This window comes from Burkholderia sp. KCJ3K979 (genome assembly GCF_016759955.1).
In the GTDB taxonomy this organism is placed as follows: Bacteria; Pseudomonadota; Gammaproteobacteria; order Burkholderiales; family Burkholderiaceae; genus Burkholderia; species Burkholderia orbicola.
In genome coordinates, this window is sequence record NZ_JACFYV010000010.1 from 1 (window position 1) to 21,912 (window position 21,912).

General features: G+C 66.8%; 23 protein-coding genes, 1 tRNA gene, 1 other RNA gene and 1 riboswitch. Of the genes, 14 read left to right on the forward strand and 11 right to left on the reverse strand.

Features of this window, described 5'->3' with window-relative positions; all coding sequences use genetic code 11:
* Positions 1 to 235: riboswitch (cobalamin riboswitch) on the reverse strand. This riboswitch is flagged as partial in the annotation.
* 154 nt (positions 236 to 389) lie between these two features.
* From H3O04_RS04120 to H3O04_RS04140, 5 genes are all read left to right on the forward strand, one after another.
* Positions 390 to 740, forward strand: coding sequence for an ATPase (locus tag H3O04_RS04120; RefSeq protein WP_006478092.1), 351 nt, complete (start codon positions 390 to 392; stop codon positions 738 to 740).
* Positions 737 to 1,051, forward strand: a complete 315-nt coding sequence (locus H3O04_RS04125; protein ID WP_006478091.1) for a cell division protein ZapA — start codon at positions 737 to 739, stop codon at positions 1,049 to 1,051. Before H3O04_RS04120 ends, H3O04_RS04125 begins: the two co-directional genes overlap by 4 nt.
* A gap of 81 nt (positions 1,052 to 1,132) precedes the next feature.
* Positions 1,133 to 1,314, forward strand: a non-coding RNA gene (gene ssrS / locus H3O04_RS04130) — 6S RNA.
* A 70-nt stretch (positions 1,315 to 1,384) separates the two neighbouring features.
* Positions 1,385 to 1,846, forward strand: coding sequence for an EVE domain-containing protein (locus tag H3O04_RS04135; protein WP_006478090.1), 462 nt, complete (start codon positions 1,385 to 1,387; stop codon positions 1,844 to 1,846).
* A gap of 180 nt (positions 1,847 to 2,026) precedes the next feature.
* On the forward strand, positions 2,027 to 2,767 hold the full coding sequence (locus H3O04_RS04140) for an SIMPL domain-containing protein (protein ID WP_011545975.1): 741 nt from the start codon (positions 2,027 to 2,029) through the stop codon (positions 2,765 to 2,767).
* Positions 2,768 to 2,903: 136 nt separating this feature from the next.
* Here the strand turns inward: H3O04_RS04140 and lgt are convergent, their stop codons facing one another.
* Entirely contained in the window at positions 2,904 to 3,800 is an 897-nt protein-coding gene (gene lgt / locus H3O04_RS04145) for a prolipoprotein diacylglyceryl transferase (protein ID WP_012329025.1), read from the reverse strand.
* Positions 3,801 to 3,889: 89 nt separating this feature from the next.
* Entirely contained in the window at positions 3,890 to 4,804 is a 915-nt protein-coding gene (locus tag H3O04_RS04150) for a LysR substrate-binding domain-containing protein (RefSeq protein ID WP_202587202.1), read from the reverse strand.
* A 137-nt stretch (positions 4,805 to 4,941) separates the two neighbouring features.
* Between H3O04_RS04150 and ilvD the strand changes: the two genes are divergently transcribed.
* A complete protein-coding gene (gene ilvD / locus H3O04_RS04155; protein ID WP_202587203.1) occupies positions 4,942 to 6,615 on the forward strand; it encodes a dihydroxy-acid dehydratase in 1,674 nt (557 codons plus the stop codon).
* A gap of 124 nt (positions 6,616 to 6,739) precedes the next feature.
* Positions 6,740 to 7,066, forward strand: a complete 327-nt coding sequence (locus tag H3O04_RS04160) for a c-type cytochrome (RefSeq protein WP_006478085.1) — start codon at positions 6,740 to 6,742, stop codon at positions 7,064 to 7,066.
* Positions 7,067 to 7,213: 147 nt separating this feature from the next.
* Here the strand turns inward: H3O04_RS04160 and H3O04_RS04165 are convergent, their stop codons facing one another.
* The 3 genes from H3O04_RS04165 to H3O04_RS04175 are packed head-to-tail and all read right to left on the reverse strand — an operon-like array spanning position 7,214 to position 9,957.
* Positions 7,214 to 7,969 (reverse strand): DUF2486 family protein, encoded by a 756-nt coding sequence (locus H3O04_RS04165; protein ID WP_202587204.1) that lies wholly within the window; start codon positions 7,967 to 7,969, stop codon positions 7,214 to 7,216.
* 25 nt (positions 7,970 to 7,994) lie between these two features.
* Positions 7,995 to 8,411, reverse strand: a complete 417-nt coding sequence (locus H3O04_RS04170; protein WP_023477178.1) for a DNA polymerase III subunit chi — start codon at positions 8,409 to 8,411, stop codon at positions 7,995 to 7,997.
* A gap of 34 nt (positions 8,412 to 8,445) precedes the next feature.
* The gene (locus H3O04_RS04175; RefSeq protein WP_006478082.1) at positions 8,446 to 9,957 is read right to left on the reverse strand and encodes a leucyl aminopeptidase; all 1,512 of its coding nucleotides are present in this window, start codon (positions 9,955 to 9,957) and stop codon (positions 8,446 to 8,448) included.
* 122 nt (positions 9,958 to 10,079) lie between these two features.
* Between H3O04_RS04175 and lptF the strand changes: the two genes are divergently transcribed.
* Genes lptF through H3O04_RS04190 form a run of 3 tightly spaced genes read left to right on the forward strand, consistent with a single transcriptional unit; the run spans position 10,080 to position 12,735 of the window.
* Positions 10,080 to 11,174, forward strand: coding sequence for an LPS export ABC transporter permease LptF (gene lptF / locus H3O04_RS04180; RefSeq protein ID WP_011694363.1), 1,095 nt, complete (start codon positions 10,080 to 10,082; stop codon positions 11,172 to 11,174).
* A gap of 3 nt (positions 11,175 to 11,177) precedes the next feature.
* The gene (gene lptG / locus H3O04_RS04185) at positions 11,178 to 12,326 is read left to right on the forward strand and encodes an LPS export ABC transporter permease LptG (protein WP_011694364.1); all 1,149 of its coding nucleotides are present in this window, start codon (positions 11,178 to 11,180) and stop codon (positions 12,324 to 12,326) included.
* 25 nt (positions 12,327 to 12,351) lie between these two features.
* Positions 12,352 to 12,735: a sirohydrochlorin chelatase gene (locus H3O04_RS04190; protein WP_006478079.1), complete on the forward strand. Its 384-nt coding sequence runs from the start codon at positions 12,352 to 12,354 to the stop codon at positions 12,733 to 12,735.
* A gap of 84 nt (positions 12,736 to 12,819) precedes the next feature.
* Here H3O04_RS04190 and cobA read toward each other — a convergent pair whose 3' ends face one another.
* From cobA to H3O04_RS04220, 6 genes are all read right to left on the reverse strand, one after another.
* Positions 12,820 to 13,569 (reverse strand): uroporphyrinogen-III C-methyltransferase, encoded by a 750-nt coding sequence (gene cobA / locus H3O04_RS04195; RefSeq protein WP_006478078.1) that lies wholly within the window; start codon positions 13,567 to 13,569, stop codon positions 12,820 to 12,822.
* Positions 13,570 to 13,629: 60 nt separating this feature from the next.
* Positions 13,630 to 14,946 carry a sulfate adenylyltransferase subunit 1 gene (locus H3O04_RS04200; protein WP_202587205.1) on the reverse strand — a complete coding sequence of 439 codons (1,317 nt, stop codon included), beginning with the start codon at positions 14,944 to 14,946 and terminating at the stop codon, positions 13,630 to 13,632.
* 22 nt (positions 14,947 to 14,968) lie between these two features.
* Positions 14,969 to 15,931 (reverse strand): sulfate adenylyltransferase subunit CysD, encoded by a 963-nt coding sequence (gene cysD, locus H3O04_RS04205; RefSeq protein WP_006478076.1) that lies wholly within the window; start codon positions 15,929 to 15,931, stop codon positions 14,969 to 14,971.
* Between the two features lie 75 nt (positions 15,932 to 16,006).
* Positions 16,007 to 16,759, reverse strand: a complete 753-nt coding sequence (locus H3O04_RS04210) for a phosphoadenylyl-sulfate reductase (RefSeq protein WP_124592344.1) — start codon at positions 16,757 to 16,759, stop codon at positions 16,007 to 16,009.
* The gene (locus H3O04_RS04215; RefSeq protein ID WP_006478074.1) at positions 16,756 to 17,295 is read right to left on the reverse strand and encodes a DUF934 domain-containing protein; all 540 of its coding nucleotides are present in this window, start codon (positions 17,293 to 17,295) and stop codon (positions 16,756 to 16,758) included. The genes H3O04_RS04210 and H3O04_RS04215 overlap by 4 nt, the downstream gene beginning before the upstream one ends.
* Positions 17,296 to 17,320: 25 nt before the next feature.
* Positions 17,321 to 19,000, reverse strand: a complete 1,680-nt coding sequence (locus H3O04_RS04220) for a nitrite/sulfite reductase (protein ID WP_202587206.1) — start codon at positions 18,998 to 19,000, stop codon at positions 17,321 to 17,323.
* A gap of 214 nt (positions 19,001 to 19,214) precedes the next feature.
* Between H3O04_RS04220 and H3O04_RS04225 the strand changes: the two genes are divergently transcribed.
* The 4 genes from H3O04_RS04225 (at position 19,215) to H3O04_RS04240 (ending at position 21,905) form a co-directional block, all read left to right on the forward strand.
* Positions 19,215 to 20,156, forward strand: a complete 942-nt coding sequence (locus H3O04_RS04225) for a CysB family HTH-type transcriptional regulator (RefSeq protein ID WP_006478072.1) — start codon at positions 19,215 to 19,217, stop codon at positions 20,154 to 20,156.
* Positions 20,157 to 20,245: 89 nt separating this feature from the next.
* Complete coding sequence (locus H3O04_RS04230) at positions 20,246 to 21,403, forward strand: ABC transporter substrate-binding protein (protein ID WP_212171429.1); 1,158 nt, start codon at positions 20,246 to 20,248, stop codon at positions 21,401 to 21,403.
* A gap of 102 nt (positions 21,404 to 21,505) precedes the next feature.
* Positions 21,506 to 21,590: transfer RNA gene (locus tag H3O04_RS04235), tRNA-Leu, on the forward strand.
* Between the two features lie 147 nt (positions 21,591 to 21,737).
* Complete coding sequence (locus tag H3O04_RS04240; protein WP_202587207.1) at positions 21,738 to 21,905, forward strand: hypothetical protein; 168 nt, start codon at positions 21,738 to 21,740, stop codon at positions 21,903 to 21,905.
* The last annotated feature ends 7 nt before the right edge of the window (positions 21,906 to 21,912 follow it).

Sequence of the window (21,912 nt, forward strand, 5' to 3'; positions counted from 1 at the left end):
CTCGGCCGGTATCCGGGCTGGCGGCGGTCCGGCTCGCCTTCCCGCGCGATGACGCGCAGTGGCCCGCGCCCGCCTGCGACCTGCACGCGAAACGCGCCCGAGCCGGCCTGCGTCACACGACGCGGCCGCTTACCGTTGCGGGGGCAGCGCAGGTTGGCACGCTCGTGGAGCCCGCACCCTGCTTCCCGTTTAACCGCGCGTCCTGCGCGCGAGCACCGAGGCGGCGCCAGTTTAGGAGGCGGTCGCGCGAGCGTCAAGGAAGCGTCCGGAGCGGCGCGGGACACGCCTATTCGCGGCAAGAAGCCGGGGTGTTACGACTGGAAACGTTACAGATGTCGGATTGCGCGTTATTCCGCGCTAAAATGCTGGGTCTTTAGAGGACGCAGCAAATGCTCAACGAACTCGAAACCCTATCTCAAAATATTGGCCGTCTGATTTCGCTGAACAAGCGCTATCACTCGGAACGGCTCGCGCTCGAGGAGCAGGTCGCGCAATTGCGCGCGGAAGCGGACACGGTCCGCGCGGAACTCGCGCAGCTGCGCGACGAACGCAATGCGCTCGCGGCCGAGCGCGACACGCTGTCGGCGAAGATCGACGACGCCCAGGTGAAACTGAACGCGATTCTCGAAAAGCTGCCGCGCTCGAAGAGCGCGGAGCAAGCCGACAACCAGCTCGACCTGCTCGATGCGCAGGCGCGCACGGATGGCGATGACGCGGCCAGCCACGGAGAACATGCATGAGCACCAAGCAGATCGAAGTCTCGATTCTCGGTCAGCCGTATCGGCTCGCCTGTTCGGCCGAGACCGAAGCGGCGCTGCTCGAAGCGGTCGCACGCGTCGACGCCGAAATGTCGAAAATCCGCTCGAACAGCTCGGTGCGCGGCACCGATCGCATCGCGGTGATGGCGGCGCTGTCCCTCGCATCGGAATTGCTGCGACTGCAAACGAGCGTGCGGCACGGTGAAGCATTTCCGGCCGAGGAAATCCGTCGTACAATGCACCAGATGAACGAACAGCTCGGCGCGGTGCTCGCACAGCACGAGACGCAGTAACGTTTCAAACGATACGTCGATTCCGCTTGATCTCGACGATCAACGGTGGTCAAATTGGCGCATCGAAACACAGTTCAGTCAGCTTCCCTGCCTGGTTCGCCAAGGTCATATATTCCTTGAACCAATGCCATGTGCACGGTTGCGGAAATTTGTAGCACGGGCGCGCGCGTCACTCTGTCTGATGTACCCGAAGTGCTGCTAACTGCGACCAATTCTGAACCTCAGGTTCAGGATGCCGGCCTAGCGGCCAAGGCGGGGGCCTATCCAACGGCATCGGGCAACGCCCGGTGCCGTTTTCTTTTGTAGCAGCCTCTTTCTGCGTCGATCACGACCATGCAATACTGGCTGATGAAGTCCGAACCGGACGAAGCGAGCATCGACGATCTCGCCAACGCACCGCAGCGCTCGCTGCCGTGGACCGGCGTGCGCAACTATCAGGCGCGCAATTTCATGCGCGACACGATGAAGATCGGCGACGGCGTGCTGTTCTATCACTCCAGTTGCCCCGAGCCGGGCATCGCGGGCCTCGCCGAAGTATCGTCGACGCCCTACCCCGATCCCACGCAGTTCGATCCGAAAAGCCCCTATTACGACCCGAAATCGACGCAGGAAGCGCCACGCTGGCTGCTCGTCGACGTGCGCTTCGTGAAGAAGTCGCCGCTCGTGCCGCTCGCCGCGCTGCGCGAACACGACGAGCTCGCCGACATGCGCGTGCTCGCGCGCGGCAACCGGCTGTCGATCACGCCCGTCACGCGGGCGGAATGGCGATTCATCACCGAAAAGTTGATGAAGTAGGCGCGCGCCAAACGTCAAATCCGGTCAGTACGCGTTGCCGTAACGGAACTCGCGAAGCATTCGCGCAGCCTAAGCAACCGCTGTCGGCCAATCGGGCCGGCTGTCGTTTTTTCGTCGCGCGGTACGCCCGCGTCGCGCACGCGTGATCCGCGTGCGCGCCCTCGCACAAGGAGTCCAACAATGACCAAGAAATCCGCACTCGCGCTGTCGCTCGCCCTCGCCGCCGCCGTTCCCGTCGCGCTGACGCTCGCGTCGCCCGCCGCGCACGCGCAGGCGGCGAATCCGCACTTTCCGGAGCCGGCGGGCGTGCTGTCGCTGTCGTCGCAGGCCAGTGCCGACGTGCCGCAGGACATCATCCACATCACGCTGTTCTACGAGCAGCAGGCCAAGGACCCGGGCAGCCTCACCGCGCAGTTGAACCAGCGCGCAGATGCGGCGCTGTCGCAGGCGAAGGGCGTGTCGGGCGTCACCGCGCACACGGGCGCGTTCTCCGTGTATCCGAGCACCGATCGCGACGGCAAGATTTCCGCATGGCGCGGCCGCACCGAGGTCGCGCTCGAATCGCGCGATTTCGCCGCGGCGTCGAAGCTGGCGGGCCAGTTGTCGAACCTGATGCAGGTCGCGAACGTCGAATTCTCGCTGTCGCCGGAAGCACAGCGCACGGCCGAGCAGAAGCTCACGACCGAAGCGATCAAGTCGTTCCGCGCCCGCGCGGACGAAGCCGCGAAGGCGTTCGGCTACAGCAGCTACACGATCCGCGACGTGAACGTCGGCAGCGGCCGCAACGTGCAGCCGTACCCGCGCATGATGGCGATGGCCGCGGCGCCGATGGACAGCGCGAAGATGAGCGCGCCGATCGCGGTCGAAGGCGGCAAGGCCACCGTGTCGGTCACCGTCAACGGCTCGGTGCAGATGAAGTAACGCGCATCGCGCAGTCGTCGGAAACGAAAAACGCCGGCCCGAGGGTCGGCGTTTTCATGTGCATCGGGGTGACCGACGCGCGCGCCAGGCGCGCATGCATCGTTACTGCGTCATGCGGCCACCTCATGTAGCCATTTCAAGCAGCCGCATTCGCATTCGCCGCGCGGCGGCGATACGCCCAGATCATCATCGCGATACCGGCGAGGATCATCGGCAGCGACAGCCACTGCCCCATCGACAGGCCGAGTGCGAGCAGGCCGAGGAAGTCGTCGGGCTCGCGCGCGAACTCGACCGTGAAACGCGCGAGGCCATAACCGATCAGGAACAGCGCGGATATCGCGCCCATCGGCCGCGGCTTGCGCGCGAACAGGAACAGCACGAAGAACAGCGCGATCCCTTCGAGCGCGATTTCATAGAGCTGAGAAGGATGGCGCGGCAGCATCTGGTATTGCATGAACACGTCCGCGAGATGCCACTTCTCGACGAGTTCCGGATGTTTCGGCAGCCATGCCGCATCGTCGCGCATCGCGCCCGGGAACAGCATCGCCCACGGCGCCGTCGGATCGGTCACGCGGCCCCACAGTTCGCCGTTGATGAAGTTGCCGAGCCGCCCGGCCGCGAGCCCCAACGGCACCATCGGCGCGACGAAATCGGTGACCTGCAGCCAGTGGCGCTTGCGCTGCCACGCGAACAGCATCATCGCGAGCGTCACGCCGAGGAAGCCGCCGTGAAACGACATGCCGCCTTCCCACACCTTGAACACGTCGAGCGGATGCGAGAAATAGAAATCGGCCTTGTAGAACAGCACGTAGCCGAGCCGGCCGCCGAGCACGGTGCCGAGCACGCCGTAGAACATCATGTCGTCGATGTCCTTCGCGGTCCAGCCCTGCGCCGCGACGTACGGCAGCTTCAGGCGGATCCGGCCGACGACGATCGCCGCGATGAAGCCGACGAGATACATGAGGCCATACCAGCGCACGGCCAGCGGCCCGAGATGGATCGCAACGGGGTCGAAATTCGGGTGAATGATCATGGGTTAGCGAAGAAGTTTTCGAATACGGTACGGCCGTCGCACATGTGCGGCACCGCGCGTTGGACGGTGCGCGCGCGCCATCGTTCACGTCACGCGGCAAGACCTTGCGCGCGCACGACGTCGATGAAGCCGGCGAGCACGGGACTCACGTCGCCGGTGCGCCACACGAGGCCCGTCTCGACGACCGGCGCAGGGCCGGCGAGCGGCCGGTAGACCACGCCGGTGCGCCGCAGGTTACGCAGCGATTGCGGCACCAGTGCGACGCCCATGCCGGCCGACACGAGGCTGACGATCGTCTGCATCTGGATCGCCTCCTGGCCGATGTGCGGGGTTTCCCCCGCCGCGCCGTAGCAGCCTGTAATGATGTCATAAAAGCCGGGCGCCAAACGACGCGGGAAGATCACGAGCGGCAACGCGGCGACCTCGGCGAGCTGCACGGGCGCGTCCTCCGGCGCATCGGATGCCCCGGCCGGCATCGCGACCACCAGCGGTTCGCGCACGACGGGCAGGTACGACAATCCGGCCGCGTGACGCGGCGGTACGGGCGGAATGACGAGCCCGGCATCGATGCGCCCGGCGACGAGTTCGTCGATCTGCACGTCGCTCGTCGCTTCCGCGAGCTGCAGCCGCACCTGCGGATAGCGCGCGCCGAACGCACGCAGCAATGACGGCAACAGCCCGTAATCGGCGGTCGATACGAACGCGAGCGACAGCGAGCCGGCCTCGCCGCGTGCGAGCCGCCGCGCGAGCGGCGGCAGCGCGTCGGCCGACGCCAGCAGCCGGCGCACGTCCGGCAGCAGCGCCGCGCCGACCGCCGTCAGCGCCACCGAGCGCTTGGTGCGCACGAACAGCGCGACCCCCAGCGCGTCCTCCAGCGCGCGGATCGCCTGCGACAGCGGCGGCTGCGTCATCGACAGGCGCTCGGCCGCGCGACCGAAATGGCGTTCGTCGGCGATGGTGACGAAATAGCGCCACTGGCGCAGGTCGGGGGTGGGATCGGCCATGCTCGACTCATTCGCAAAACGACTTAATAAGCGACAAATAATATATTGGACATCCGATAACGGAAACTCCATGCTTGGTTGATCCACCCGGCGCGCCAGTCGCGCCGGCGTCGCCAAAACAACGATGGAGCTTCCCCATGTCGTACAACCGCCGCTCTAAAAACATCACGCAAGGCGTGGCCCGTTCGCCGAACCGGTCGATGTATTACGCCCTCGGCTACCAGAAGGACGATTTCGACAAGCCGATGGTCGGCGTCGCGAACGGCCACTCGACGATCACGCCGTGCAATTCCGGCCTGCAGCGCCTGTCGGACGCGGCCGTGGATGCCGTGAAGGCGGCCGGCGCGAACCCGCAGATCTTCGGCACGCCGACGATTTCGGACGGCATGTCGATGGGCACCGAAGGGATGAAGTACTCGCTCGTGTCGCGCGAAGTGATCGCCGACTGCATCGAGACCTGCGTGCAGGGCCAGTGGATGGACGGCGTGGTGGTGGTCGGCGGCTGCGACAAGAACATGCCCGGCGGCATGATCGCGCTCGCACGCCTGAACGTGCCGGGCATCTACGTGTACGGCGGCACGATCCGCCCGGGCAACTGGAAGGGCCGCGACCTGACGATCGTGTCGTCGTTCGAGGCCGTCGGCGAATTCACCGCGGGCCGGATGTCGCAGGAAGACTTCGAAGGCGTCGAGAAGAACGCGTGCCCGACGTCGGGTTCGTGCGGCGGCATGTACACCGCGAACACGATGAGTTCGTCGTTCGAGGCGCTCGGGATGTCGCTGCTGTATTCGTCGACGATGGCGAACCCCGACCAGGAGAAAGTCGATTCGGCCGCCGAATCGGCACGCGTGCTGGTCGAGGCGGTGAAGCGCGACCTGAAGCCGCGCGACATCATCACGAAGGAATCGATCGAGAACGCGGTGTCGGTGATCATGGCCACCGGCGGCTCGACCAACGCGGTGCTGCACTATCTCGCGATCGCGCACGCGGCCGAAGTCGACTGGACGATCGACGACTTCGAGCGCATTCGCAAACGCGTGCCGGTGATCTGCGACCTGAAGCCGTCGGGGCAGTACGTCGCGACCGACCTGCACCGGGCCGGCGGGATTCCGCAGGTGCTGAAGATCCTGCTCGATGCAGGGCTGCTGCACGGCGACTGCATGACGATCACCGGCCGCACGATCGCCGACGAGCTGAAGGACGTGCCGGCCGTGCCGCGCGCGGACCAGCATGTGATCTTCCCGATCGACCGCGCACTGTACAAGGAAGGCCACCTCGCGATCCTGAAGGGCAATCTCGCGGAAGACGGCGCGGTCGCGAAGATCACCGGCCTGAAGAACCCGGTGATCACGGGGCCGGCGCGCGTGTTCGACGACGAGCAGAGCGCGATGGACGCGATCCTCGGCGACCGGATTCGCGCGGGCGACATCCTCGTGCTGCGCTACCTCGGCCCGCAGGGCGGCCCCGGCATGCCGGAAATGCTCGCGCCAACTTCCGCGATCATCGGCAAGGGACTCGGCGAATCGGTCGGCTTCATCACGGACGGACGCTTCTCGGGCGGCACCTGGGGCATGGTGGTCGGCCACGTCGCGCCGGAAGCGTTCGTCGGCGGCACGATCGCGCTGGTGCAGGAAGGCGATTCGATCACGATCGACGCGCACCGGCTGCTGCTGCAATTGAACGTCGACGAGGCGGAACTCGCCCGGCGCCGCGCCGCGTGGCGACAGCCGGCGCCGCGCTATACGCGCGGGGTGCTCGCGAAATTCGCGGCGCTCGCCCGACCGGCGAACCAGGGGGCGGTCACGGGTTGAAGCAGGGCCGCAAGGCATGCGACCCCGATAAACGAGGCCGCCGGGAACACGCAAAACGTGCTTCCCCTTTGCTTCTATAATGCGCGGACCATGAAGCCGGCCGTCCCCGCCGGCGGAGAACCGCATGAAACAGACGATATTGCGCGTGCTGCTCGCCACACTGCTGACCGGCAGCGCGGCGGCGGCGCGTGCCGACCAGACCGACGGGCTCGCGCTGGCGCAGCGCAAGAACTGCATGGCGTGCCATGCAATCGGCAAGCCGCTGATGGGCCCGTCGTTCCACGACATCGCCGGCAAGTACGCGGCGCGCGGCGACGCCGCCGATTATCTGGCGCAATCGATCGTAAAAGGCAGCGTCGGCGTATGGGGCAGCGTGCCGATGCCCGCCAATACGCAACTGACGAGCATCGAAGCCCACACGCTCGCCCAGTGGGTGCTGTCGGTCCGCTGAATCGGATACTCGCGCGGCGTACCCGCGCCGTGTGCAGGGCGCCGCGAGACGGCGGCTCGATACTGGCCGCCCCACACCTCTGCGGCGCCTTCGCAGGCCCTTACCGGCCCCGCCCCTTCTTTTTCGCCAGCGCGAAAGATCGGCCGTTCAGCCGGAATGACCGACGCGACGGCGGGCGATCTCTTCATCGACCGCATCGCGCACCCAGTCCATCACCTCGGTTTCCAGCGCGAGGGCGACTTCGCGCGTGATCTGGCCGACCAGCCAGGCCGAATGCTCGTGCAGCGCATCGCGACAGCGCGCTTCGATGGCGTCGCGCCCCGCCCCGGTCAGATAATTCGTCAGCCGATTGCGCAGCCGCTCGGCGATGTGCTGCGCATCTTCCGGCGTCAGCCCCGCTGCGGCCTGCGCGTCCGGCTGCGGCGCTGCACTCGGCAGGTCCGCCTGCGGCATCGCCGTGTCAGGCGCGTGCGCAACCGCTTCGGGCGCAATCGCGGCGAACGTGTGCGGCGGCAGGTCGTCATCGACCAGCGACGAGCGCAGCGGCGCCGTCATCGCGGCCGCGTCTTCTGCGACCACGTGCTCCGCGGCGCCGGGTTCGGCCGGTGCATCGGTCTCGCCCGCGGCGGCCGCCGTCGCCGCGTCGCCGGGCAGTTCGACGGCCGGCACGTGCGGCGTCGGGATGGGCTCGACCACGACGGATTCGGGGTCGGCTTCGGTTTGACGGAAATCAGCCGGCGCCGCACCGGCGGCGCCCGGGGCGATCACGTCGGTTAGCACCGGAATGGCCGCGCTGTCGTGCGGTTGGGGCGCGGCGGACGCGGACGAACGCGCCGACGCCGGCTTGCCCGGCACCAGCACGTCGGTCAGTGTCGGGATCGAGGATGAATCGGCTTCTGTCACGGGAACACTCCGTCGACGGTTGCGGCTAGCCGCCCTGCTTGTAGTTGTTCAGCGCGTAGCCGCGGTCGCGATAGAACCGGTAGCGGTCGCGGCCCGCGGCCAGCTCGTCCGGCGCGTTGCCGACCACCTCGAGCAGGCGCTCGAAGCGGGCGAACTGCGCGGGCACGGTCGCGCCGAGGTTCAGCAGCACGTGATGATGCGGCGCACGGTCGAGATCGGCGGCCAGCACGATCGGCGTGCCGGCTGCATGCTCGCTGTCGACGCCGCAATGCGGGATGAAATCGAGCGGCGAGAACGTCCAGAGCCGCTCGTCGAGCGCGCGCAGGCGTGCGGGCTCGGCGAGCACGACGACCGGCTGCCTGGCCTGATAGGCCTTGCGCAGCAGCCGGCACGCGTACGCGAGCGAATCGCCGACGTTCGAGTGGAAATCGATCCGCGTCATTGCCCGCGCACCCGCAGCGTCGTCAGCCCCGCCATCACTGGCCGGCGCGGTCGATCAGGAACTGCGCGAGCAACGGCACCGGACGGCCCGTCGCACCCTTCGCGGCACCGCCCTTCCATGCGGTGCCCGCGATGTCGAGGTGGGCCCACGGATAGCTCTCGGTGAAGCGCGACAGGAAGCACGCGGCCGTCACGGCGCCGGCCGGGCGCCCGCCGATGTTCGCGAGATCCGCGAAATTCGACTTCAGCTGATCCTGGTACTCGTCGTCGAGCGGCATGCGCCATGCCGGGTCGTTCGCCTCGCGCGACGCGTCGAGCAGTTCGCCCGCGAGCGCGTCGTTCGTCGAGAACAGCCCGCTGTTGTGGCCGCCCAGCGCGATCACGCACGCGCCCGTCAGCGTCGCGACGTCGATCACGGCGGCCGGCTTGAAGCGCTCGGCATAGGTAAGTGCGTCGCACAGGATCAGGCGGCCTTCGGCGTCGGTGTTCAGCACCTCGATCGTCAGCCCCTTCATGCTGGTGACGATGTCGCCCGGCTTCGTCGCATTGCCGCCCGGCATGTTCTCGCAGGTCGGGACGATCGCGACGACGTTGATCTTCAGGCCCATCTCGGCGACCGCACGCATCGTGCCGAGCACCGAGCCGGCGCCGCACATGTCGTACTTCATCTCGTCCATGCCCTCGCCCGGCTTCAGCGAGATGCCGCCCGTGTCGAACGTGATGCCCTTGCCGACCAGCACGACCGGCGCGGCCTTCGCGGCGGCGCCCTGGTAGTGCAGCACGATGAACTGCGGCGGCTCGACCGACGCGCGCGCCACCGACAGGAACGACCCCATCTTCAGCGCCTGGATCTGCTTGAGCCCGAGGACTTCGGCCTTCAGGCCCCAATCCTTCGCGATCTTCTTCGCGGTGTTGCCGAGATAGGTCGGCGTGCAGACGTTGCCGGGCAGGTTGCCGAGGTCGCGGGTGAGATCCATCCCGTTCGCGAGCGCGACGGCCTGCTTGACCGCGACCTTCGCGGCCTTTTCGTCCGCCGGGTCGACGCTGAACACGACGCGCTTGAGCGTGTGCGACGCCGGTTCCGGCTTGCTCTTCATCTGCGTGAAGCGGTAGGTCTCGTTGCGCAGCGCGAGGATCGCGGCGCGCACGCCCCAGTCGGAGCTGCGCTCGTCGACCGGCAGTTGCGCGAGCGAGAACGTGACCTGGACGACCTTGGTCGCCAGCAGCGCGCGCCAGGCGGCCGTCGCCGCATCGTTATAGGCTTTCTGATTGAAAGCATCCTGCTTGCCGAGCCCGACGAGCAGCACGCGCGACGCGCCGATGCCCGACACTTCGTGCAGGAACAGCGTCTTGCCGCGCTTGCCGTCCATGTCGCCGGCCTTCACCACGCGCGAGATCAGTCCCTTGGTGGCCGTGTCGATGTCGAGCGCCGCGCCCGACAGGGTCTGCGCCTCGAAGATGCCGAGCACGATGCAGTCGGACTTCCCGGTCAGGAACCCCTTGGCCTCGCCTTTGCTCCAATCACAGCCTTTTATGCTAAAGTCCATCGCGCTTGTCCTCGGATAAAATCTGGGCTAAGGATGAAAGCCGCAATTATCCGCTATTTTTCCCGTGGCGGCGCGAGCGCTCCACCACGCGTGCGCAGCCTCCCGCCCTCTTCTCATCAAGAATGATCTTCGAACGCTCCCTCCAGCGCGAGCTTGCGTATACGGCTGGCGCCGTGTTCATGGTGCTGCTCACGATCATGCTCACGACGATGATGATTCGCATCGTCGGCTACGCCGCGTCCGGCGAAATCGATCCGCGGGACGTGCTCGTGCTGATCGGCCTGACCGTGATCGGCTACCTCGCCGTGATGCTCGTCGTCACGCTGTTCGTGTCGATCCTGTTCGTGCTGACCCGGTGGTACCGGGACTCCGAAATGGTGGTGTGGCTCGCGTCGGGCGTGAGCCTCACGCGCCTCATCAAGCCGATCGGCGTGTTCGCCACGCCGATCATCCTGCTGATCACCTTCTTCGCGTTCGTCGGCTGGCCGTGGTCGAACCAGCAGAGCAAGATGATCCGCGCGCGCTTCCAGCAGCGCGACGAAATCTCGCTGCTCGCGCCGGGCCAGTTCCGCGAATCGGCCGCGAACCATCGCGTGTTCTTCATCGAGAAGATGTCGCCGGACCAGAGCAAGGTCCAGAACGTCTTCGTCACGTCGACGGAAAACGGCAAGGTCAACGTGGTCGTGTCGCAAACGGGCCATACGGAAACCTCGAAGGACGGCGATCGCTTCGTCGTCCTCGAGGACGGCCGCCGCTACGACGGCACGCCCGGCCAGCCGAACTTCAAGATCATGGAGTTCGAGCGCTACGGCGTGAAGATCACGAGCAAGCCGGTCACCAACGTGCAGACCACCAACAGCACGCCCACGCCCGACCTGCTGCGCAACCCGACGCGCGACAATCTCGCGGAATTCGCGTGGCGCGCGGGACTGCCGCTGATCGCGATCAACCTGATGGTGCTCGGCATCCCGCTGTCGTACCAGAACCCGCGCCGCAGCCGCACGATCAACCTCGTGATGGCCGTGCTGATCTACCTCACGTACTCGAACCTGCTGAACGTCGTGCAGGCGCAGATCGAGCAGGGCAAGATGTCGTTCGGCGTCGGCCTCGTCGGCCTGCATGTGGTCGTCGCGGCGATCGTCGCGTTCATTTTCTGGTTGCGCGTGCGCAATCGTCCGTTGTTGACACGCGCGCTGTTCGGCCGCTCGGGAGCATGATCGATGCGGCTCTATGAAAAATACTTCGCGCGGCAGATCTACATCACGTTCGTCTTCATCCTGTTCGCGTTCTCGGGTCTGTTCTTCTTCTTCGACCTGATCAGCGAGCTGAACTCGGTCGGGCACGGCAACTACAAGTTCGGTTACGCGGTGCTGCGCGTCGCGCTGCAGACGCCGTCGCGTTTCTACGAGATCATCCCGGTCGCCGCGCTGATCAGCGCGATCTACGTGTTCGCGCAGATGGCCGCGAACTCGGAATTCACGATCTTCCGCGTGTCGGGCCTCGCGACCAACCAGGCGCTGCGCTCGCTGCTGAAGATCGGCGTGCCGCTCGTGATCGTCACCTACCTGATCGGCGAATTCGTCGGCCCGTACGCCGACCAGTTGTCCGAACGCGTGCGGCTGCAGGCGCTCGGCGCCTCGGTGTCGTCGAACTTCCAGTCCGGCGTGTGGGTCAAGGACACGCTCGCCGCCCGCGAGAACGGCGAGCAGGTCACGCGCTTCGTCAACGTCGGCAGCCTGTCGCCCGACTCGACGATCAGCAACGTGCGCATCTACGAATTCGACTCGAAATTCCAGCTGCAGAACGTGCGGATCGCGCAGACGGGCCGCTACGAGCCGCCCGGCCACTGGCTGCTGAAGGGCGTCACCGAGACGGAGCTGACGCCGATCAAGCCGATCACCGGCCAGCCGGCCGATGCGCTGAACCCCGTGTACCGGTCGCAGCAGGTGTCGCTGCCCGAATACCGGCTGCGCTCCGACCTGACGCCGCAGATCCTGTCGGTGCTGCTCGTGTCGCCGGAGCGCATGTCGATCATCAACCTGTTCCGCTACATCCAGCACTTGCGCGAGAACCAGCAGGACACGCAACGCTACGACATCGCGCTGTGGCGCAAGCTGCTGTATCCGTTCGCGGTGTTCGTGATGCTCGTGCTGTCGCTGCCGTTCGCGTACCTGCACACGCGGGCGGGCGTGGTCGGCGTGAAGGTGTTCGGCGGCATCATGCTCGGCATGAGCTTCCAGTTGCTCAACACGCTGTTCTCGCACATCGGCACGCTGAACACGTGGCCCGCGCCGCTCACCGCCGCGACGCCGGGCCTCATCTATCTCGCGCTCGGCCTGTTCGCGCTCAAGTGGGTCGACCGGCACTGAGCGCCGTCACGACGGAGGCTTCCACATGAGTTCGCACGGTATCGTCCTGTTCGGCCACGGCGCCCGCGACCCGCGCTGGGCCGAGCCGTTCGAGCGGCTCGCCGCGCGGCTGCGCGGCGCCGGCTCCTCTGCCACGCACGTGTCGCTCGCGTTCCTCGAACTGATGACGCCGTCGCTCGGTGAGGCCGTGGCCGCACAAGTCGCGGCCGGCTGCGCGCGCATCACCGTGGTGCCCGTGTTCTTCGGCCAGGGCGGCCACGTGCGCCGCGACCTGCCGCAGCTCGTCGATGCATGCCGCGCCGCGCATCCGGGCGTCGAGATCCGCTGCGCGACGGCCGTCGGCGAAGACGACGGCGTGCTCGACGCGGTCGCGCGCTATTGCATCGACCAGCTCGGCGGCGACGTGTAGCCGCCCGCGCCTTCGCCGTACCCAAAGAAAAAGCGCCGGCATCTGCCGGCGCTTTTTTCGTTTCGGACCGCGTTCGAGCCGTGCTCAGGCGGCATGGCGCACCGGCGCACCCGCCTGCGCCTGCCGTGCGCGTTCGGCGAACGCATCGCCGATCATCAGCAGGCTCGGTTCCGCGGGATCGAGCCACGCCTGCGCGTCGCCGGCCGCCATCTGCGCGAGTGTCAGCGTCAGCGTGCGTTCGCGTGCGGTGCTGCAGGCCTCGACGATCGCCACCGGCGTCGCAGGTGCACGGCCAGCGTCGATCAATTCCTGCGCGATGCCGGGCGCGCTGTCGCGGCCCATGTAGTAGACGATCGAATCGGCACGCGCGGCTTCGCGAATCTCGTCGCTGCCCGGCGCGCGGCTGTGCGTCGCGAACGCGACGCTGCGCGACACGCCGCGCAACGTCAGCGAACGCTTGAGCGTCGCCGCGCCGGCCAGCGCCGCGGTGATGCCCGGCACGACCTCGTAGTCGATGCCGGCCGCCTCCAGCGCGCGCATTTCCTCTTCCGCGCGGCCGAACAGCATCGGATCGCCGCCCTTCAGCCGCACGACGCACGCATGCTCGCGCGCCGCATCGACGACCTGCTTGTTGATGAAATGCTGCGCGGTCGAGCGCTGCCCGCAGCGCTTGCCGACCGCGATCTTCCGCGCGTTCGGCGCATAGTCGAGCATCGCCGGCTCGACGAGCGCGTCGTGCAGCACGACGTCGGCCTGCTCGAGCAGCCGCATGCCGCGCACCGTGATGAGGTCCGCCGCGCCCGGTCCTGCTCCGATCAGATATACCTTGCCCATGTGTGTCGCTTCGCTAGGGTCCTGCGTCGGCGGCCGGTTCGCCGCCGCGCAGATTGACGATTACGCCGAGAACGCGCGGATCATGCCCGCGGCGACCGTGTGATGCGTCGCCTCGTCGATCAGCACGAACGCGCCCGTACCGGGGTGCGCATCGTACGTGTCGCAGACGATCGGCTTTTGCAGCGTCAGCGCCACGCGGCCGATGTCGTTCATTTTCAGTTCCTGACGGTCGGTCGCGTGCGACAGCGTATGCACGTCGAGCACCTGCTTGATCGCGCCGATCTTCGCGAACACCGTGCTGGTGGTCTGCTTCAGCAGGTACTTGCGCTGCGGCGACAGCGGCGCCTCGTCGAACCAGCACAGGTCGGCCTCGAGCTTCTTGGCCGGCTCGACCGGCTCGGCGGTCGTGACGAACATGTCGCCGCGCGACACGTCGACGTCCTCTTCGAGACGGATCGTCACCGTCTGGCCCGCGAACGCGTGCGCAACCGCCGCGGTGCCGCCCGGCACCGGCGCGACGATCTCGGCAACCGTCGCGGTGCGGTTCGACGGCAGCACCACGATTTTGTCGCCGACCTTCACTTCGCCCGACTCGATGCGGCCCATGTAGCCGCGGAAATCGTCGGCCGAACTGCCGTCCTGGCGTGCGACCCACTGCACCGGGAAGCGCAGCGCGTCATGCGCCTGCGTCTCGACCGGCAGCGACTCGAGCACGTCGAGGAGCGGCTCGCCCGCGTACCACGGCATCCGCTCGCTCGCGCCGACGATGTTGTCGCCCTTCAGCGCCGACACCGGCACGAAGCGCACGTCGGTCAGGCCGAGCTGCTTCGCGAGCGCGACGTACGCGTCGCGGATCTCGTTGAACCGCGCCTCGCTGTAGTCGACGAGGTCCATCTTGTTGATCGCGACGATCACGTGCTGCAGGCCGAGCAGCTTGACGATCGCGCTGTGGCGCTTGGTCTGCGGCAGCAGTTGCACGACGCCGTTCTCGACGGTGATGCGCGTCGCGTCGATCAGCACGATCGCCGCGTGCGCGGTCGACGCGCCCGTCACCATGTTGCGCGTGTACTGCTCGTGGCCCGGCGTGTCGGCGATGATGAACTTGCGCTTCGCGGTCGCGAAGTAGCGGTACGCGACGTCGATCGTGATGCCCTGCTCGCGCTCGGCTTCGAGGCCGTCGGTCAGCAGCGCGAGATCCAGCTCGTCGCCGACCGTGCGCTTGTTCTTCGCGCGCGACAGCGCGGACAGCTGGTCGGACAGCACGGCCTTGCTGTCGTACAGCAGGCGGCCGATCAGCGTGCTCTTGCCGTCGTCGACGCTGCCCGCGGTGATGAAACGCAACACGCCGAGGTCTTCGGTGTTCTCGATGATGCTCATGATGTGAATGTCCTCGTGTGCTTCAGAAATAACCTTGCTTCTTGCGCTGTTCCATCGCGGCTTCGGAGGCCTGGTCGTCCATCCGGGTCGCGCCGCGCTCGGTGATCTCGGTCACCGCCGTCTCGGCGATGATCTTCTCGACGTCGTCCGCGTCGCTCTCGACCGGGCACGTGCAGCTGATGTCGCCGACCGTGCGGAAGCGCACCTGCGCCAGCTCGCTCGTCTCGCCGTCACGCATCGGCGTGAGCGGCGTGACCGGCACGAGCAGCCCGTTGCGGCGCACGATCTCGCGCTGGTGCGCGTAATAGATCGACGGCAGTTCGAGGTTCTCGCGCGCGATGTACTGCCACACGTCGAGCTCGGTCCAGTTCGAGATCGGGAACACGCGCAGGTGCTCGCCCTTGTGCAGGCGGGCGTTGTACAGGCTCCACAGTTCCGGGCGCTGCGCCTTCGGGTCCCACTGTCCGAATTCGTCGCGGAACGAGAAGATCCGCTCCTTCGCACGCGCCTTCTCTTCGTCGCGGCGCGCGCCGCCGATCAGCGCCGTGTAGCCGTGCTGTTCGATCGTCTCGAGCAGCGTGACGGCCTGCGCGGCGTTGCGCGAATCGGTCTCGCGGCGCAGCACGACCGTGCCGCGCTTGATCGAATCCTCGACGTGGCCGACCACCAGCTCGGCGCCGAGCTCTTGCGCACGGCGATCGCGGAAGTCGATCACTTCCTCGTAGTTGTGGCCCGTGTCGATGTGCACGAGCGGGAACGGCAGCGTCGTCTTGCGGTTCGCGCCGAGGCCGAACGCCTTCAGCGCCAGATGCAGCACGACGACCGAATCCTTGCCGCCCGAGAACAACAGTGCCGGCTTGCTGCATTCGGCAACCAGTTCGCGCAGGATGTGGATCGACTCGGCTTCGAGCCAGTCGAGGTGGCCCATACGGCTGTCGGCGCCGGTGGGCGGGGCAAAGGCGGATTGCTCGAGCGTCGTGCTCATGATTTCAGTCCTTCTCTTCTGGGTTCGTGCCGCCCGCTGTCGCAGGCGGCGCAATATTCAGTTTCTTGTCGGCTTTCAGTGCGCGGCGCCGGCTTCGGCATCCGCGGAAATCGGGGTGATCGTCGTGATGTGCAGCCCGCATTCCTTCGTGTCGCGCGATTCCCACCACCAGCGGCCCGCGCGGCTGTCCTCGCCGGGACGGATCGCGCGCGTGCACGGCTCGCAGCCGATGCTCGGATAGCCGCGGGCATGCAGTGGGTTGACCGGCACGTCAAACGCCTTAAGGTACGCCCACACGTCGGCTTCCGTCCAGTCGGCGAGCGGGTTGTACTTCGCGATCCCGCGCGCTTCGTCCTGTTCTTCCTCGTGCAGCTCCGCGCGCGTGACCGACTGCTCGCGGCGCTGGCCCGTCACCCACGCGCCGACGTCGGCCAGCGCGCGGTTCAGCGGCTCGACCTTGCGGATGTGGCAGCACGACTTGCGCAGCTCGACGCTCTCGTAGAACGCGTTCAGGCCGTGCTCGGCCACATACTGGTCGACCGCGTCCTGCCGCGGATGGAACTGCTCGATCTCGTAGCCGTAGCGCTCGCGCACGCGGTCGATCATGCCGAGCGTTTCCGCGTGCAGGCGGCCCGTGTTCAGCGAGAAGATGCCGATCGACACGCCCTTCGACAGGATCGCGTGCGTGAGCAGCATGTCTTCCGCGGCGAGGCTGCTCGCGAATTTCACCTTGTCGTGACGCTCGCCGATCCGCGCGAGCAGCGCGTCGAGGCGCTCGACCTTCGCGGCGAGTTCCGGCGCCAGCGCGGGGGCGGTCGCGGTGCTCATGCGCTCACCTTGGCGGCAGCCGCCTCGCGGCGGCGGAACAGCGGCGCCGGCTCGTCGAACGCGCCCTGGTAACGCTGCGTGAATTCGGTGAACGCTTTCAGCGCGTCGTGGATGTCCTTGTCGGCACGCACCGCGAACGCGTCGAAGCCGCAACGCGACATGTACAGCAACTGGTCGCGCAGCACGTCGCCGATCGCGCGCAGCTCGCCGGTCCAGCCATGACGCTCGCGCAGCAGGCGCGCGATGCTGTAGCCGCGGCCGTCCGCGAAGCGCGGGAAGTCGACGGCGATCAGCGAGATCGCGCCGAAGTCGGCCACGAGATCGGCCGGTTCGCTGTCCGGCGCGAGCCACACGCCGAGTTCGTCCTTCGTCTTCGCGGCGACGAGCGCCGCGCGCTCGGCCTGCCACAACGCGAACGGCACCAGCACCTTGCCGGCCGGCAATGCGTCGACCGCGGGCAGCGTACCGTCTTCCGCCGCGCGTACGACCTGCCATGCGTCGTCGATCACTGCGCGGTTCTTGATAATCGAAGCCATCTGCAAATTCCCTCTACCCGGTTGGTTACGCGTTCACTGCCTGGCGCGCCGCATACACGCGCTCCTTGAACGGCGCGATGCCGATGCGGTCGTACGTGTCGATGAAGCGCTCGCTGTCGATGCGCGCCTCGACGAACGTATCGATCAGCGTCGCGATCACGTCGGGCACTTCTTCCGCCGAGAACGACGGCCCGATCACGCGGCCGAGACGCGCGCCGTTGCGGCCCGTGCCCTGCTCGCCGCCGAGCGACACCTGGTACCACTCGGCGCCGTCCTTGTCGACGCCCAGGATGCCGATGTTGCCGACGTGGTGGTGACCGCACGAGTTCATGCAACCGGAAATGTTCAGCGACAGGTCGCCGAGGTCGTACACGTAGTCGAGATCGTCGAAACGCTGCTGGATCGCCAGCGCGATCGGGATCGACTTCGCGTTCGCGAGCGAGCAGAAGTCGCCGCCCGGGCACGCGATGATGTCGGTCAGCAGGCCGACGTTCGGCGTCGCGAAACCGGCCGCCTTCGCCTTTTCCCACAGCGCGAACAGGTCGCGCTTCTTCACGTTCGCGAGAATCAGGTTCTGCTCGTGCGACACGCGCAGCTCGCCCAACGAATACGCGTCGGCCCAGTCGGCGACCAGATCCATCTGCGCGTCGGTCGCGTCGCCCGGGGCCACGCGGTGGTCCTTCAGCGACAGCGTGACGGCCGCATAGCCCGGCACCTTGTGCGGCGCGACGTTACGCTCGACCCAGCGCGCGAACGCCTTGTTCTCGAGCAGGTGCTGTTCGAACGACGCGTCGGTGTCGGCCAGCTTCTCGTAGACGGGCGGCTGGAAGTACTGCGACACGCGGTCGATTTCGGCCTGCGTGAGCGTCGACGGGCCATCCTTCAGGTGCTGCCATTCTTCCTCGACCTGCTGCGCGAACTTCGCCGGCGACAGCGCCTTCACGAGGATCTTGATGCGCGCCTTGTACAGGTTGTCGCGGCGACCGTAACGGTTGTACACGCGCAGCACGGCTTCGCAGTACGTGAGCAGGTGCTGCCACGGCAGGTCTTCCTTGATCACCGCGCCGACGATCGGCGTACGGCCGAGGCCGCCGCCCGCGAGGATGCTCGCGACCACCTCGCCCTGCGCGTTCTTCTTCAGGTACACGCCGAGGTCGTGGATCTGCACGGCCGCGCGGTCGCGCTTCGAGCCCGACACCGCGATCTTGAACTTGCGCGGCAGCCACGCGAATTCGGGGTGGAACGTCGACCACTGGCGCAGGATCTCGGCCCACGGACGCGGATCGATCTCTTCGTCCTGCGCGACGCCGGCGAACTGGTCGGCCGTGATGTTGCGGATGCAGTTGCCCGACGTCTGGATGCCATGCATCTGCACCGACGCGAGCTTCGCGAGGATCTCGGGCGTATCTTCCAGCTCGATCCAGTTGAACTGGATGTTCGAGCGGGTCGAAAAATGGCCGTAGCCGCGGTCGTGTTCGCGGGCGATGCGCGCCAGCATCCGGAGCTGGTCGCTGCGCAGGTTGCCGTACGGAATCGCGATGCGGTGCATGTACGCGTGGCGCTGCATGTACAGGCCGTTCTGCAGACGCAGCGGACGGAATTCGTCTTCGCTCAACTCGCCCGACAGCCGGCGGCGCACCTGATCGCGGTACTGCGCGACTCGCTCGTCGACGATCGTCTGGTCGTATTGGTCGTACTGATACATTCGGGGACCCCAGGGTTTTCGTGGTGACTGCGCGACGTCCTAGCCACGTCGCGCCCGAATCTCCGTTCCGTCGTCATCGCCGCCAACCGCTGCCGGCTGGATTGCTAATGACGAAAACAGATATCCATATTTGAAAAACTCCGGTGAATCGTAATAAACTCGCCTTATATTTCAAACGACTAAAAAATTCTGTTGATATGCGGAAGGGTTATAAATGAACCTGCACCAATTTCGCTTCGTGCGCGAGGCCGTCCGGCAGAATTTCAACCTCACCGAGGCCGCCAAGGCGCTCTACACGTCGCAACCGGGGGTGTCGAAGGCGATCATCGAGCTCGAGGACGAGCTGGGCGTCGAAATCTTCACGCGGCACGGCAAGCGCGTGCGCTCGCTCACCGAGCCGGGCCGGATCATTCTCGCGTCGGTCGAGCGAATTCTCCAGGAAGTGGAAAGCCTTAAAAGGGTCGGGAAGGATTATGCGGCGCAGGACCAGGGCAACCTGACCATCGCGGCGACCCACACGCAGGCCCGCTATTCGCTGCCGGCCGCGATCGCCGAGTTCAAGAAGCGCTTTCCGAAGGTGCACCTGTCGATCCTGCAAGGCAGCCCGACGCAGGTGGCCGAGATGGTGATCCACGACCAGGCCGATCTCGCGATCGCCACCGAGGCGATCTCCGACTACAAGGAGCTCGTGTCGCTGCCCTGCTTCCAGTGGCATCACGCGGCCGTCGTGCCGGCCGACCATCCGCTGCTCGAACGCAAGCCGGTCACGCTCGACGATCTCGCTCAATACCCGCTGATCACCTACGACGACGCGTTCGCGGGCCGCAAGAAGATCAACCATGCGTTCGCGCTGCGCGGGCTGTCGCCGGACATCGTGCTCGAGGCGATCGACGCCGACGTGATCAAGACCTATGTCGAACTCGGCCTCGGCGTCGGCATCATGGCCGACATCGCGTTCAATCCCGAGCGCGACCGCGGCCTGCGGCTGATCCCGGTCGGCCACCTGTTCGGCAGCAACGTGACGCGCGTCGCGCTCAAGCAGGGTGCCTACCTGCGCAGCTATGTGTATACGCTCGTCGAACTGCTGTCGCCCACGCTGAACCGCAAGCTGATCGAGCAGGCGCTCAAGGGCGAAGCCGAATCGTACGAGCTTTGACGGACAGGTATGAACGCCGGGGCGCACATTGCGCCCCTTTTTCGTTGCCCGACGGAGATGGAGATTCCCGCATGACGCTTCCCGCCCTGTTGCGACGTCCCACCCTGTTGCGCCGCGCCGCCGGCGCCGCCCTCGTGCTGGCCTGCGCGGCCGCGCATGCCGACCTGAAGGTCGGCGTCGACCTGTCGTCGACCGGCCCGGCCGCCGCGATCGGCATCACGAGCAAGAACGCGATCCTGATGTGGCCGAAGACGATCGCCGGGCAACCCGTGCAGGTCACGGTGCTCGACGACGCGTCCGACCCGGGCGCGGCGGTACGCAACATCCGCAAGCTGGTCGACGAGGATCACGTCGACGTCGTGGTCGGCCCGAACATCACGCCGGCCGCGCTCGCGGCGCTCGACGCAGTGGCCGCCGCGCAGACGCCGATGATCACGCTGGTCGGCTCGGGCTCGATCGTCGAGCCGCAGGAAGGCGCGCGGACCTGGGCGTTCAAGATGGCGCAGAGCGACCGCGCGATGGCCGACGTGATGACCCGCTACATGGCCAACCACGGCGTGAAGACGGTCGGCTTCATCGGCTTCGCGGACAGCTACGGCGACAGCTGGCTCAACGAATTCACGCGCTTCGCGGACCTGCGCAAGATCCGCGTGATCGCGACCGAGCGCTTCAACCGCACCGACGCGAGCGTCACCGGCCAGGCGCTGAAACTGATCGCGGCGAAGCCGGACGCGATCCTGATCGCGGGCGCCGGTACGCCGACCGTACTGCCGCAGCGCACGCTGATCGAGCGCGGCTACAAGGGCCCGATCTACCAGACGCACGGGATTGCGACGCCGGAATTCATCAAGCTCGGCGGCAAGGATGTGGACGGGACGCTGTTCCCGACCCAGCCGGTGGTCGTCGCCCGCACGCTGCCGGCCGACCACCCGGCCCGCCAGGCCGCGCTCGCGTTCGTCGACGCGTACGAGGCGAAATACGGCGCCGGCACGGTCACGCAGTTCGCGGGCGATGCGGCGGGCGTGTACCCGCGCCTCGCCGATGCGGTCGGCCGCGCGCTGAAAGCGGCGCAACCCGGCACGCCTGCGTTCCGCGCGGCGCTGCGCCGCGAGCTCGAACGCGCGCACGAGCTCGTCGTGCCGAACGGCGTCGTCAATACCAGCGACAAGGATCACGTGGGGCTCGACCAGCGCGCGAGCGTGATGGGGATCGTGAAGCAGGGCCGGTTCGTGTACCTGAGCCAGTAGCAGAAGCAGCCGGTCGCCGGGCTGCTTGCCCGGTGCCCGGTTTTCCGCCATAATCCGCGTTTCGCCGCGCACAATCTGCATCGGGCGCGCGGCCAGGATCAAGCCCAGGTGGTGAAATTGGTAGACGCAGGGGACTCAAAATCCCCCGCCGCAAGGCGTGCCGGTTCGATTCCGGCCCTGGGCACCAGAATTTCGCAGCGTCATGCGCTGCAACTGTCGAAACCCGCGCAAGCTCGCCGCTTCGCGGGTTTTTTGTTGTCGCGCCGCGTTCGCCGCAACAGGTGGCCCGCTCCGGTAGTCCAAGCATCAGGGAATGCCGACCATGGAGGCGCCCATGTCCATGCGCACGATTTCATGCCGGATCTGCCGCGGGGTGCTCGCCACCGTGCTGGCGCTTATGCTCGGCGGGTGCGACATACTGAGCGCGCCGCCCGTACCCGACTGGCCCGGGCCGCATGCGCCCTATCCGTTCCCGGACAACGTTCCCCATCGCACCGAATGACCCGACG

Excerpts from the sequence above, each read along its gene's own strand:
- H3O04_RS04120 (WP_006478092.1), top strand. The coding sequence starts at position 390 with ATGCTCAACGAACTCGAAACCCTATCTCAAAATATTGGCCGTCTGATT.
- H3O04_RS04215 (WP_006478074.1), bottom strand. The coding sequence starts at position 17,295 with ATGGCTTCGATTATCAAGAACCGCGCAGTGATCGACGACGCATGGCAG.
- H3O04_RS04225 (WP_006478072.1), top strand. The coding sequence starts at position 19,215 with ATGAACCTGCACCAATTTCGCTTCGTGCGCGAGGCCGTCCGGCAGAAT.
- H3O04_RS04210 (WP_124592344.1), bottom strand. The coding sequence starts at position 16,759 with ATGAGCACCGCGACCGCCCCCGCGCTGGCGCCGGAACTCGCCGCGAAG.
- cobA (WP_006478078.1), bottom strand. The coding sequence starts at position 13,569 with ATGGGCAAGGTATATCTGATCGGAGCAGGACCGGGCGCGGCGGACCTC.
- H3O04_RS04160 (WP_006478085.1), top strand. The coding sequence starts at position 6,740 with ATGAAACAGACGATATTGCGCGTGCTGCTCGCCACACTGCTGACCGGC.
- H3O04_RS04150 (WP_202587202.1), bottom strand. The coding sequence starts at position 4,804 with ATGGCCGATCCCACCCCCGACCTGCGCCAGTGGCGCTATTTCGTCACC.
- H3O04_RS04175 (WP_006478082.1), bottom strand. The coding sequence starts at position 9,957 with ATGGACTTTAGCATAAAAGGCTGTGATTGGAGCAAAGGCGAGGCCAAG.
- H3O04_RS04135 (WP_006478090.1), top strand. The coding sequence starts at position 1,385 with ATGCAATACTGGCTGATGAAGTCCGAACCGGACGAAGCGAGCATCGAC.
- H3O04_RS04190 (WP_006478079.1), top strand. The coding sequence starts at position 12,352 with ATGAGTTCGCACGGTATCGTCCTGTTCGGCCACGGCGCCCGCGACCCG.
- H3O04_RS04125 (WP_006478091.1), top strand. The coding sequence starts at position 737 with ATGAGCACCAAGCAGATCGAAGTCTCGATTCTCGGTCAGCCGTATCGG.
- H3O04_RS04170 (WP_023477178.1), bottom strand. The coding sequence starts at position 8,411 with ATGACGCGGATCGATTTCCACTCGAACGTCGGCGATTCGCTCGCGTAC.
- lptG (WP_011694364.1), top strand. The coding sequence starts at position 11,178 with ATGCGGCTCTATGAAAAATACTTCGCGCGGCAGATCTACATCACGTTC.
- H3O04_RS04200 (WP_202587205.1), bottom strand. The coding sequence starts at position 14,946 with ATGAGCATCATCGAGAACACCGAAGACCTCGGCGTGTTGCGTTTCATC.
- cysD (WP_006478076.1), bottom strand. The coding sequence starts at position 15,931 with ATGAGCACGACGCTCGAGCAATCCGCCTTTGCCCCGCCCACCGGCGCC.
- H3O04_RS04220 (WP_202587206.1), bottom strand. The coding sequence starts at position 19,000 with ATGTATCAGTACGACCAATACGACCAGACGATCGTCGACGAGCGAGTC.
- H3O04_RS04240 (WP_202587207.1), top strand. The coding sequence starts at position 21,738 with ATGTCCATGCGCACGATTTCATGCCGGATCTGCCGCGGGGTGCTCGCC.
- lgt (WP_012329025.1), bottom strand. The coding sequence starts at position 3,800 with ATGATCATTCACCCGAATTTCGACCCCGTTGCGATCCATCTCGGGCCG.
- H3O04_RS04140 (WP_011545975.1), top strand. The coding sequence starts at position 2,027 with ATGACCAAGAAATCCGCACTCGCGCTGTCGCTCGCCCTCGCCGCCGCC.
- ilvD (WP_202587203.1), top strand. The coding sequence starts at position 4,942 with ATGTCGTACAACCGCCGCTCTAAAAACATCACGCAAGGCGTGGCCCGT.
- lptF (WP_011694363.1), top strand. The coding sequence starts at position 10,080 with ATGATCTTCGAACGCTCCCTCCAGCGCGAGCTTGCGTATACGGCTGGC.